The sequence below is a fragment of the Novosphingobium sp. 32-60-15 genome (assembly GCF_002280675.1).
In the GTDB taxonomy this organism is placed as follows: Bacteria; Pseudomonadota; Alphaproteobacteria; order Sphingomonadales; family Sphingomonadaceae; genus Novosphingobium.
The window spans coordinates 258,623-270,401 of sequence record NZ_NCEN01000001.1 but is presented as its reverse complement, the minus strand read 5'-3'; the positions used below and the strand labels follow the sequence as shown (position 1 = coordinate 270,401).

The 11,779-nt window shown below is 60.1% G+C and carries 12 protein-coding genes; all 12 read right to left on the bottom strand.

The genetic code is table 11. The features are described 5' to 3' along the window. Nucleotide 1 precedes the first annotated feature (1 nt). Nucleotides 2-1,465 carry an NADH-quinone oxidoreductase subunit NuoN gene (gene nuoN / locus B7Y89_RS01180; protein WP_292934942.1) on the bottom strand — a complete coding sequence of 488 codons (1,464 nt, stop codon included), beginning with the start codon at nt 1,463-1,465 and terminating at the stop codon, nt 2-4. After that, nucleotides 1,465-3,000, bottom strand: coding sequence for an NADH-quinone oxidoreductase subunit M (locus B7Y89_RS01175; protein WP_292934941.1), 1,536 nt, complete (start codon nt 2,998-3,000; stop codon nt 1,465-1,467). The genes nuoN and B7Y89_RS01175 overlap by 1 nt, the downstream gene beginning before the upstream one ends. Beyond that, nucleotides 2,997-5,042, bottom strand: coding sequence for an NADH-quinone oxidoreductase subunit L (nuoL, locus tag B7Y89_RS01170; RefSeq protein WP_292934940.1), 2,046 nt, complete (start codon nt 5,040-5,042; stop codon nt 2,997-2,999). The genes B7Y89_RS01175 and nuoL overlap by 4 nt, the downstream gene beginning before the upstream one ends. Before the next feature lie 10 nt (nt 5,043-5,052). Then, entirely contained in the window at nt 5,053-5,358 is a 306-nt protein-coding gene (nuoK, locus tag B7Y89_RS01165; protein WP_054106279.1) for an NADH-quinone oxidoreductase subunit NuoK, read from the bottom strand. Then, the gene (locus tag B7Y89_RS01160) at nt 5,355-5,588 is read right to left on the bottom strand and encodes a hypothetical protein (RefSeq protein WP_292934936.1); all 234 of its coding nucleotides are present in this window, start codon (nt 5,586-5,588) and stop codon (nt 5,355-5,357) included. The genes nuoK and B7Y89_RS01160 overlap by 4 nt, the downstream gene beginning before the upstream one ends. Next, nucleotides 5,585-6,202 (bottom strand): NADH-quinone oxidoreductase subunit J, encoded by a 618-nt coding sequence (locus B7Y89_RS01155; protein WP_292934934.1) that lies wholly within the window; start codon nt 6,200-6,202, stop codon nt 5,585-5,587. The genes B7Y89_RS01160 and B7Y89_RS01155 overlap by 4 nt, the downstream gene beginning before the upstream one ends. A 178-nt stretch (nt 6,203-6,380) precedes the next feature. Beyond that, entirely contained in the window at nt 6,381-6,866 is a 486-nt protein-coding gene (gene nuoI / locus B7Y89_RS01150) for an NADH-quinone oxidoreductase subunit NuoI (protein WP_292934933.1), read from the bottom strand. Continuing rightward, nucleotides 6,863-7,906, bottom strand: coding sequence for an NADH-quinone oxidoreductase subunit NuoH (gene nuoH, locus B7Y89_RS01145; RefSeq protein ID WP_292934931.1), 1,044 nt, complete (start codon nt 7,904-7,906; stop codon nt 6,863-6,865). Before nuoH ends, nuoI begins: the two co-directional genes overlap by 4 nt. Beyond that, nucleotides 7,903-8,028, bottom strand: a complete 126-nt coding sequence (locus B7Y89_RS01140; protein WP_292934929.1) for a hypothetical protein — start codon at nt 8,026-8,028, stop codon at nt 7,903-7,905. Before B7Y89_RS01140 ends, nuoH begins: the two co-directional genes overlap by 4 nt. After that, nucleotides 8,025-10,034, bottom strand: coding sequence for an NADH-quinone oxidoreductase subunit NuoG (gene nuoG / locus B7Y89_RS01135; RefSeq protein WP_292934927.1), 2,010 nt, complete (start codon nt 10,032-10,034; stop codon nt 8,025-8,027). The genes B7Y89_RS01140 and nuoG overlap by 4 nt, the downstream gene beginning before the upstream one ends. After that, a complete protein-coding gene (locus B7Y89_RS01130) occupies nt 10,034-10,444 on the bottom strand; it encodes a clan AA aspartic protease (protein ID WP_292934926.1) in 411 nt (136 codons plus the stop codon). The genes nuoG and B7Y89_RS01130 overlap by 1 nt, the downstream gene beginning before the upstream one ends. Next, complete coding sequence (gene nuoF / locus B7Y89_RS01125; protein WP_292934925.1) at nt 10,444-11,742, bottom strand: NADH-quinone oxidoreductase subunit NuoF; 1,299 nt, start codon at nt 11,740-11,742, stop codon at nt 10,444-10,446. The genes B7Y89_RS01130 and nuoF overlap by 1 nt, the downstream gene beginning before the upstream one ends. Nucleotides 11,743-11,779 lie beyond the last annotated feature (37 nt).

Here is an 11,779-nt window from a genome sequence, read left to right as displayed (position 1 = left end):
ATCAGTAAGCGAAGAACAGCGCCGCAGCGGCATTGCCCGCCAGCGTATCAAGGCACTTGGTCAAGAGATAGCCAAGCGGCGAATTGACCAGCAGGGCAAGCACAAGGATGACGGTGTGCGACAATTCGCCTGTGCCCTTCACTTTGTCCACCGCCTCGTCAAAATACATGACCTTGACGACTTTGAGATAATAGAACGCGCCGATAACCGAGGCGGCAATACCGATGGCGGCAAGGATGATGAGATCAGCCTGAACCGCAGCCTGGAACACAACGAACTTGCCCCAGAAGCCGAACAGCGGCGGTATGCCGGCAAGGCTGAACATCACCATGGCCAGCGACAGCGCAAGCCATGGGCGGGTTTTGGACAAACCGGCCAGATCGGAAATCGCTTCGACCGCATCACCATTTTCATCACGCAGCAGCAGGATTACGACAAAGCCTGCGACCGACATCGCGACATAGATTGCCAGGTAGACGAGCATTGCCGAGGCACCTGCCTGCGTTGCAGTGGCGAGGCCGATCAGGATGAAGCCAACGTTGTTGATCGACGAATAGGCCATCAGACGCTTGATGTTGTTCTGGCCGATGGCACCCAGCGCCCCGATCACGATCGAGAGCAGCGAGGCAAAGATCACGACTTGCTGCCAGGCGAAAACCTGATTGCCGAAAGCCTCCAGCGTGACGCGCATCATCAGGCCGAGCGCGGCAACCTTTGGCGCGGTCGAGAAGAAGGTGGTGACGGGCGTCGGTGCGCCTTCGTAAACGTCAGGCGTCCACATGTGGAACGGCGCGGCGCTGATCTTGAACGCCAAACCGGCGAGCACGAAGATCACGCCGAACAGCGCGCCGGTTGCCATTTCGCCAGTCATCGCATCGTGGATGGCGGCAAAGCTGGTGGAGCCGGTGAAACCGTAAAGCAGGCTCATGCCGAACAGCAGGATGCCCGATGCCAGCGAACCCAGCACGAAGTACTTGAGGCCCGCTTCGGCCGAGCGTTCATCGACGCGCAGGAACGAGGCCAGCACATACGAAGCAAGGCTGGTCAATTCGAGGCCGATATAGAGCGTGAGTAGATCCGCCGCCGAAACCATCATGCCCATGCCGATTGAGGCGAACATGATAAGCAGCGGGAATTCTGCGCGCATCGCCTTGACGCGATCAAAGAACGCTGGGGCAACCATCAGGGTGACGCCCGCGCTGGCATAGATCAGGAGCTTGCCATAGGCGGCGAAAGCATCGGCGCGGAACTGACCACCGAACGCTTCGGTTTGCGGCCCCATCGCCCCGCCCCACAATGCGGGAGCGGCGATGATGGCGCAGGCCGTCAGCACGGCGACAGCAGCGATGGAGATGGCGCGGGAGGCCTTGTCACCGGCCCATGCGGCGACCAGCAGCAGGATCAGTCCCGATACCGAAAGCAGCGTTTCTGGGGCGACGAGCGCGAGTGAGCGGGCGAAATCCATCAGTGCGCCCCCCCATGGGCGGAATGTTCTTCAGCAGCGGGCTTTCCGGTTCCGGCCTTCACATCGGCATCGCCATGCGGCTTTGCGTGAGCGAGACGGGCGTCAAGCGTTGCGATATCTTTGCGCATCGGCGCGAGGAAGCTTTCAGGATAGACGCCCATCCACAGCACGACAGCAGCCAGCGGCACCATCATCGCCCACTCGCGCTTATCCAGATCGAGCATGGCAGCGGCATCGGCGTTTTTCTGTTCACCATAAGCGACGCGGCGATAGAGGTAGAGCATGTAGGCTGCGCCAAGGATGATCCCGGTGGTGCAGACCAGCGCAACCCAGCTCGACATTTCATAAATACCCAGCAACGACAGGAATTCGCCGACGAAGCCACTTGTCCCCGGCAGGCCGATGGAGGCCATCGTGAACAGCAGGAAGAAAATGGCGTAGCGTGGCATGTTGGTGGAAAGGCCGCCGTAACGGTCAATCTCGCGGGTGTGCAGGCGATCATAAATGACGCCGACGCAGAGGAACAATGCGCCTGCAACGAGGCCGTGGCTTAGCATCACGATCATCGAGCCTTCGAGGCCCTGAATGTTGAACGCAAACAGACCGACCGTGACAATCGCCATGTGCGCGACTGATGAATAAGCGATCAGCTTCTTCATATCGGTCTGCACCAGCGCGATCAGCGAGGTGATGACGACGGCCGCCATCGACATACCGAAGATCAAGGGCGCGAATTGTGCCGAGGCTTCGGGGAACATCGGCAAGGAGAAGCGGATGAAGCCGTAGCCACCCATCTTGAGCAAGACGCCTGCAAGGATCACCGAACCGCCGGTGGGTGCCTGAACGTGCGCATCGGGCAGCCAGGTGTGGACCGGCCACATCGGCATCTTCACCGCAAAGCTGGCAAAGAAAGCCAGCCACAGCCACGTCTGAGCGTGGGCCGGGAAGTTGTAGGCCATCAGCGTCGGGATATCGGTGGTGCCAGCCTCGTTGACCATCCAGAACATCGCGATCAGCATCAGCACCGAGCCGAGCAGCGTGTAGAGGAAGAACTTGTAGCTGGCATAAATGCGATCAGCCCCGCCCCACACGCCGATGATCAGGTACATCGGGATGAGGCCGGCTTCGAACATGATGTAGAACAGGAACAGATCCTGCGCCGCGAACACGCCGATCATCAGCGTTTCCATGAGCAGGAACGCCGCGTAATATTCACCCTGACGCTTGTCGATCGACAGCCAGCTGGCGCCGATGCACACCGGCATCAGGAACACCGTGAGCGCGATCAGCATCAATGCGATGCCATCAATGCCCAGCTTCCACGAGAAGCCTGCAAACAACGCGGCGCTTTCGGTGAACTGCCACTGCGCACCGCCAATATCGTAATTTGCCCACAGCACCATGCCGAGCGCGAAATCCACGAAGGTTGCCAACAAGGCAACGCTGCGCGCCTGTTCACGCGGCACGACAAGACAGGCGACGGCTGCCACCAGCGGCACCAGCAGCATCAGGGAGAGGATCGGAAACCCGTTCATTGTGCGATCACCCAGCTGATCGCGCCGACAAGTCCGACGAGCATGACCAGCGCATAGCTATAGAGATACCCCGACTGGAGCTTGGCGGCGGCGCGGCTGCCCTGGGCAACGACCCAGGCGGCACCGTTGGGGCCGAACCGGTCAATCACGCCCTGATCCATCACCTTCCAGAACACGCGGCCCAGCCACATGGCAGGCACGATGAACACGGCGCGGTAAAGCTCGTCGAAATACCACTTGTTGAGCAGGAACTTGTAGAGGAACCCGAACTGATCGACGAACGCCGCCGGGAACTTCGTGTTCTTGATGTAGGCATACCAGGCGATCAGCAGACCGGTCGCCATCACCGCAAACGGTGCCCACTTCACCCACAGCGGCACGTCGTGCATCGCGTGAATGGTGTGTTCGGCAAAGATCAGCGAGCCCTTCCAGAAGTGACCGGTGCCTTCGCTGACGAAGGAATGGTGGAACACGGAACCTGCCAGAACCGCGCCAACCGACAGGACGCCGAGCGGGATAAGCATGTTGAGCGGGCTTTCGTGCGGGTGATAGCCCGCCGTGCCGTCGCTGTGCTCATCGTGATGCGCGTGGGCGTGTTCTTCATGCCCGTGAGCATGATCGTCATGACCATGTGCATCGTGGACCGCGTGCTGAATATGCTCGGACTGTTCCCAGCGCGGCTTGCCGAAGAAAGTCAGGAAGATCAGCCGCCACGAATAGAAGCTGGTCAGAAGTGCTGCAAAGATACCAAGGAAGAAGGCAAAATAGCCCAGTTCCGTACCCTTGGCATAAGCTGCTTCAAGGATCGCATCCTTCGAATAGAAGCCTGCAAAACCGAATACATCGACAATGCCGACGCCGGTAATCGCCAGCGTGCCCATCATCATCGCCCAGTACGTGAGCGGGATGCTTTTCCGCAGGCCTCCGTAATACCGCATGTCCTGTTCATGGTGCATCGCATGGATCACGCTGCCTGCGCCGAGGAACAGCAGCGCCTTGAAGAAGGCGTGCGTGAACAGGTGGAACATCGAAGCGCCATAAGCGCCCACGCCCGCCGCAAAGAACATGTAGCCAAGCTGCGAACAGGTCGAATAGGCGATCACGCGCTTGATGTCGGTCTGCGTCGTGCCAACGGTTGCCGCAAAGATGCAGGTCATCGCGCCGACGAAAGTGACCATCGCCAGAGCGGTCGGGCTGACTTCGAACATCGGCGACAGGCGGCAGACCATGAACACGCCAGCGGTAACCATCGTAGCCGCATGGATCAGCGCCGACACCGGCGTCGGGCCTTCCATCGCGTCCGGCAACCAGGTGTGCAGGCCAAGCTGGGCCGATTTGCCCATCGCGCCGATGAACAGCAGGATGCACAGCACGGTCATCGTATCGAACCGGCCGCCAAGGAAGCCGATTGTCGATCCGGCCATGCCGGGGGCTGCTTCAAGGATCGCGGGGATCGAAACGGTGCCGAACACGAGGAACGTGCCGAAAATGCCCATCATGAAGCCAAGGTCGCCCACGCGGTTGACCACAAAGGCCTTCATCGCAGCGGCATTGGCCGATGGCTTTTTGAACCAGAAACCGATCAGCAGATAAGAGGCAAGGCCCACCCCTTCCCAACCGAAGAACATCTGCACGAGGTTGTCCGCCGTCACCAGCATCAACATCGCGAAGGTGAACAGCGAGAGGTAGGCAAAGAAGCGCGGTTGATCCGGCTCTTCGCTCATGTACCCCCATGAGTACAGGTGGACGAGTGCCGAGACGCTGGTGATAACCACCAACATGACAGCAGTAAGTGTGTCGACGCGCAATGCCCAAGTGAAGTCGAGGTTACCCGACTTTACCCAGTCGAGCACTGGCGTGACGCTAGCCTCGGCATGGCCGCCAAGGAAGCCGATGAAGATCGGCCATGACAGCGCGCACGAGATGAACAGCGCGCCGGTGGTGATGACCTTTGCGGGCACCATGCCCAGTTGCTTGTTGCCAAGCCCTGCGATGATCGCTGCCAGAAGCGGCAGGAAAACTATGATCAGGATGGAAGACATTGCGCCCAACTCAGCCTTTCATCCGGTTGACATCGTCAACGGCAATCGTGCCGCGACCACGGAAGTAGATGACGAGGATAGCAAGACCGATGGCCGCTTCACCCGCCGCCACGGTCAGCACAAACATCGCAAAAACCTGCCCCACCAGATCGCCCAGGAAGGCGCTGAAAGCGACGAAGTTGATGTTCACCGACAGCAGGATCAATTCGATCGCCATCAGGATGATGATCACGTTCTTGCGGTTGAGGAAAATCCCCAACACGCCCAGCACGAACAGGATCGAGCTGACGACGAGATAGTGTTCGATGCCGATCATGATTTCATGCCCCAAAACCCACCGCCATTCGAAACCGCAGCCACGTCATCCTGAACTTGTTTCAGGATCCATTGTGCCCTTAACGCAAGTGGCGCATTTAAAGGTGTGATTGTGCCGCCATGCTGACGATCACCCCTTCGGCGCGTGATGAGAGATGTACCCTGAAACGAGTTCAGGGTGACGGAATTATCGTGAGTTGCCGCAGTCATAACGGCTGGAATGCCGATCACAGCTGAACTCCCTTGCCCGTTTCAGGCTGCATGTTGATCGTGGCGTCCTGCGGACGGCGTGCGTTCTGCTTGGCGATGTTCTGGCCCTTGGTCCCGCTCCGCTCACGATGTGTCAGTACAATCGCGCCGATCATGGCGACCAGCAGGACAAGCCCTGCCGCTTCGAACAAGAACAGATACTTGCTGTAAAGCAGCGCGCCGATGGCCTGAATGTTCGACATATCAGCCGCTTGCGCCGCAGCGCCGCTGGCCTTGCCCAATTGCACCCCGCCTGCGCCATGAACGACCAGACCGATGAACAGTTCAACGAACAATACCAGTGCCAGCGCGAGGCCCAGCGGGAAGTTCTTGATGAACCCTGCCCGCAATTCGGCAAAATCGATGTCGAGCATCATCACCACGAAGAGGAACAGCACAGCAACCGCGCCGACATAGACGATGACCAGCAGCATCGCGATGAATTCTGCCCCCACCAGCACCATCAGGCCGGCAGCGTTGAAGAACGCGAGGATCAGCCAGAGCACCGAATGCACCGGATTGCGCGCGAGGATCGTCACGGCACCACTGAAGATGCACAGCGTGGCGAAGAGATAGAAGGCGATTACCTGGATCATCTCAAAATCCTCCCCGGAACGGGGAGGTGGCAGCCGAAAGGCTGACGGAGGGGCCGAAGCCTGTCCGCAAACGCCCAGCTTGATCGACTGGTGCCGACCCCTCCACCATCCTGCGGACGGTCCCCCTCCCCGTTCCGGGGAGGATTATGTCGATTGAAAACATCATGATCGCGGCCCCCTAGCGATACGGCGCATCGGCTTCAAGGTTCGCGGCCAGTGCCCGCTCCCACTTGTCCCCGTTGCTGAGCAGCTTGGCCTTGTCGTAAAGCAGCTCCTCGCGCGTTTCTGTCGCGTATTCGAAGTTCGGACCTTCGACGATGGCATCGACCGGGCAGGCTTCCTGGCAAAAGCCGCAGAAGATGCACTTGGTCATGTCGATGTCATAACGCGTGGTGCGGCGGCTGCCATCATCGCGCGGCTCGGCCTCGATGGTGATGGCCTGCGCCGGACACACCGCCTCGCACAGCTTGCACGCGATGCAGCGTTCCTCACCGTTGGGATAACGGCGCAGCGCATGTTCACCACGAAAGCGCGGGGAAAGCGGGTTCTTCTCGAACGGGTAATTGATCGTCGCCTTGGGCTTGAAGAGATACTTCAAGGTCAGCCAGTGCGCCTTGAGGAATTCCCAAAGCGTGAAGCTTTTGATGAGTTGCGAGACGCTCATGCGAAGTGTCCGGTAGCCATAAGGTAGCCGCTGACGAGAACCACGAACAGCAGCGAGGTGGGCAGGAAAATCTTCCAGCCAAGGCGCATCAGCTGGTCATAGCGATAGCGCGGGACCGTCGCCTTTACCCAGCTGAAGATGAAGAAGAAAAACAGGATCTTGAGCAGGAGCCACACAAAGCCCGGCACCAGATAGAGCACCGGAATGTCGAGCGGCGGCAGGTATCCGCCCCAGAACAGCACGGCGTTCAGCGCGCACATCAGCAGCACGTTGGCATATTCGCCCAGCCAGTAGAGCGCGAAGGCCATCGAGGAGTATTCGGTCTGATACCCGGCAACCAGCTCTGATTCCGCCTCGGTAAGGTCGAACGGTGCGCGCGCGGTTTCGGCCATGCCCGAAATCAGGAACATCACCCACATCGGGAACAGCAGCGGGTTCGCGACGAAGCCGTTGATGATCCAGACGTGCGATTGCTGCGCCTTGACGATGTCGTTCAAGTTGAACGTGCCAGCCCACAAAACGACGCAGATCAGGATAAATCCGATCGAGACTTCATAGGAAATCATCTGCGCCGAAGCGCGCATGGCCGAGAAGAACGGATACTTCGAGTTGGACGACCAGCCCGCGATCACCACGCCATAAACGCCGAGCGAGGAGATCGCGAGAACGTACAACAGCCCGACGTTGATATCGGCCAGCACCGCGCCCGAATTGAACGGGATCACCGCCCAGGCCAACAGCGCGACGGTGAAGGTGATGATCGGCGCGATGAGGAACAGGCCCTTGTTCGCCGCTGTCGGGATGATGGTTTCCTGCAAGAAAACTTTCAAACCATCGGCGAAGGATTGCAGCAGGCCCAGCGGCCCCACCACATTCGGCCCCTTGCGCAGCGCCATCGCCGCCCAGATCTTGCGGTCGGCATAAATGATCATCGCAACGCCCAGCATCAGCGGGAACGCGATCAGCAGAATGCCGCAGATGGTGGAGAGCCCCCAGGCCATCTCGTAGGAGAGGCCAAGACCCATGAAGAATTCTGTCACAATGCGACCCCTTCATTCGTCATTGCGAGCGGCAAAGCCGCGCGGCAATCCAGAGCCGACCAGCGCGGCGCACTGGATTGCGTCGCTACGCTCGCAATGACGAAGGTGTTATTCGTCATCATTCCGCGGCCTCCGCAAAGCTTTCTCCGTGGAGCAATTCTGCCGAGCAGCGCTGCAACGTCGGGCTGGAGCGCGCGATGGCGTTGGTCAGGTAGCGATCCTTGATCGGATAGCCCGCGATCACGCCTTCAGCTTTCGCGCCAGCAGGAGCGGCAGGAACCGCGCCGTAATCGGCCAGACCTTCTGTGCCCAGTGCAGGAACTTCGGCAATCATCGCGGCGCGAAGCTGTTCGAAGCTGTCAAACCCGACCGAAACGCCAAGCGCATCGGCCATGGCGCGCAGGATCGTCCAATCCTGCCGAGCGTCACCCGGCGCGAACACGGCCTGTTCGGCATATTGCACGCGGCCTTCGGTGTTGACGTAAGTGCCGTCCTTTTCGCTGAACGCAGCGGCGGGCAGGATCACGTCGGCAGCATGCGCCGCCTTGTCACCGTGGTGGCCGATGTGGACGATCATGGACCCGGCAAACTTGGCGAAGTCCACCTCATCAGCGCCTAACGAAATCACCATCTTGGGCGCAGCAGCAACCAGATCGGCAAGGCCGCCCTTTTGCGCATAGCCCAGCATCAGCCCGCCCATGCGGGCAGCGGCCATGTGGACGACGTTGAAGCCGTTCCAGCCCTCACGAACCAGATTGAACTTTTCAGCGAAGGCCAGCCCTGCTCCCAGCGCCCCCTTGCCCAGCGCAGCGCCGCCAAGGATGATAGCAGGCTTCTGCGCCGCGCCGAATGCTTCGCTGACGGAAGCAGGCAGATTGCCCATGACCGCCAGATCATCACCGATGAAAGTGGCCGCATACGTCGGGTCCCATTGCGGGCCGACGATGAACACTTTGGCGCCCTTCTTCACAGCCTTGCGGATGCGGGTGTTGAGCAGCGGCGCTTCATCGCGGACCATTGAGCCGACGATCAGGATCGCGTCGGCTTCTTCAATCCCGGCAAGCGTAGAGTTGAAGTTTACCGCGGCAAGGTTCGACGTGTCATAGGCCAAACCGGTCTGGCGGCCTTCGAGCAGCGTGGAGCCCAAGGCCCCTGCCAGCTTCTTGGCCGCAAACATCGTTTCGCAATCGACCAGATCACCGGCCACCACGGCGACCGATGAGCCGGGATTGATCTTTGCAACAGCCTCGAAAGCCTCGGCCCAAGTTGCGGCAACCAGCTTGCCATCTCGGCGCAGCCACGGCTTGTCGAGGCGGCGACGGGTCAGGCCATCGACCACATAGCGTGCGCGGTCAGACAGCCATTCCTCGTTCACGTCATCGTTGACGCGTGGCAAGGCGCGCATCACTTCGCGGCCACGGCTGTCGAGCCGGATGTTCGACCCCACGGCGTCCGACACGTCGATCGACAGCGTCTTCTTCAATTCCCACGGACGCGCTTCAAAGGCGTAAGGTGCGCTGGTGAGCGCACCGACCGGGCACAAGTCGATCACATTGGCCGACAATTCGTGCGCCGCAGCCTTTTCGAGATAGGTCGAAATCTGCATCGTCTCGCCGCGATAGAGCGCGCCGATTTCGTCCACGCCCGCCACTTCTTCACTGAAGCGGACGCAGCGGGTGCAGTGGATGCAGCGCGTCATCGTCGTCTTGATGAGCGGGCCCATGTACTTCTCGGTCACGGCGCGCTTGTGCTCGTGATAACGCGAGGCACCGCGGCCATAAGCAACCGACTGGTCCTGCAGATCGCACTCGCCGCCCTGATCGCAGATCGGGCAGTCGAGCGGGTGGTTGATCAGGAGAAACTCCATCACCCCCTCGCGCGCCTTCTTGACCATCTCGGAATCCGTGCGGATTTCCTGCCCTTCGGTGGCGGGCAGCGCGCAGCTTGCCTGCGGCTTTGGCGGCCCCGGCTTCACCTCGACCAGACACATGCGGCAATTGCCCGCAATGGACAGCCGCTCGTGATAGCAGAAGCGTGGAATTTCCTTGCCGGCCAACTCGCACGCCTGCAGGACAGTAGCGCCTGCAGGGACTTCGAGTTCTACGCCATCGACTTTGACTTTAGGCATTACTCTGCTGCCTTTCGTGCATGACGCACACCCATGGCCATCGCACCGGGAATGTTCGGATTTTCAGGATTAGGGATCAGCACCTGCCGACGCGGGTCAATCAGAAGGTCCATTGATTCCATCGGGATTGCTCCCAGCAGAACCGTGTCGCCCATGACCAGCGCGCCGGTATAGGCTTTCCGGCCAAACACTTCTACGAGGATTGGCCCAACGTAATCAACAACCTGCTTGTTGCCGTCCGCTGTCGTCACTTCGCGCTGCTCAAGCACTTGCAGCTTGAGCTGATTGACAACGTGCTTGGGGATGCACAGATCGATAGCACGTGAATCGACGAGCGCCTTGGCATCCACCTCCTCAAGCTCCGGCCTTGCCGCGTTGGCAATCCTGATCCGCTGATAGACGAGGCCCATTACTCCGCCGCCTCCGACAGTTCTGGCCGCACGTTCTCGGCAATCCGGCGTTCGATCTCCGGGCGGAAGTGCTTGATCAGGCCCTGGATCGGCCATGCGGCGGCGTCACCCAGAGCGCAGATCGTGTGGCCTTCGACTTGCTTGGTCACGTTGTGGAGCATGTCGATTTCGCTGATGTCGGCATCGCCGGTGCGCAGGCGTTCCATCACGCGCCACATCCAGCCTGTGCCTTCGCGGCAGGGCGTGCACTGGCCGCAACTCTCGTGCTTGTAGAAGTAGGACAGGCGGGCGATTGCGCGGACGATGTCGGTGGACTTGTCCATGACGATCACGGCGGCGGTGCCAAGGCCCGAGCCGACCGCCTTGAGGCCGTCAAAGTCCATCGGCGCGTCCCAGATTTCGGACGCGGGGACCAGCGGGACTGACGATCCGCCGGGGATCACCGCCAGCAGATTGTCACGCCCGCCGCGAATGCCGCCGCAGTGCTTTTCGATCAGTTCGCTGAACGGAATGCTCATCTCTTCTTCGACCACGCAGGGACGGTTTACGTGCCCGCTGATCTGGAAGAGCTTGGTGCCCTTGTTGTTGTCACGCCCGAACGAGGAGAACCACGACGCGCCTCGACGCAGGATCGTTGGTGCAACTGCGATGGATTCAACATTGTTGACCGTGGTCGGGCAGCCATAGAGGCCTGCGCCTGCCGGGAATGGCGGCTTGAGGCGGGGCTGACCCTTCTTGCCTTCAAGGCTTTCGATCATCGCGGTTTCTTCGCCGCAGATGTAAGCGCCCGCGCCGCGATGGACGAAGACGTCGAAATCGTAGCCCGAACCGCAGGCGTTCTTGCCGATCAGGCCTGCGTCATAGGCCTCCTGCACGGCGGCAAACAGCGTCTCAGCCTCACGGATATATTCGCCGCGAATGTAGATGTATGCTGCCCGCGCGCGCATCGCATAGCCCGCAACCAGCGCGCCCTCGATCAGCTTGTGCGGATCGTGGCGGATGATTTCGCGGTCCTTGCACGAACCCGGCTCGGATTCGTCGGCGTTGATCACGAGGAAAGAAGGACGACCATCCTTGCTTTCCTTGGGCATGAACGACCATTTCATGCCCGTGGGGAAGCCCGCACCGCCACGCCCGCGCAGGCCCGAAGCCTTGATTTCCTCGATGATCGCGTCTTGTCCGCGTTCCATCAGGGCCTTGGTGTTGTCCCAATCGCCACGCATTTGCGCAGCTTTCAGGTTCCAGGGCTGGAAACCATAGACGTTGGTGAAAATGCGGTCTTTATCAGCGAGACTCACAGGTCAAACCCTCCCCGTTCGCTTCGAGCGAAGTCGA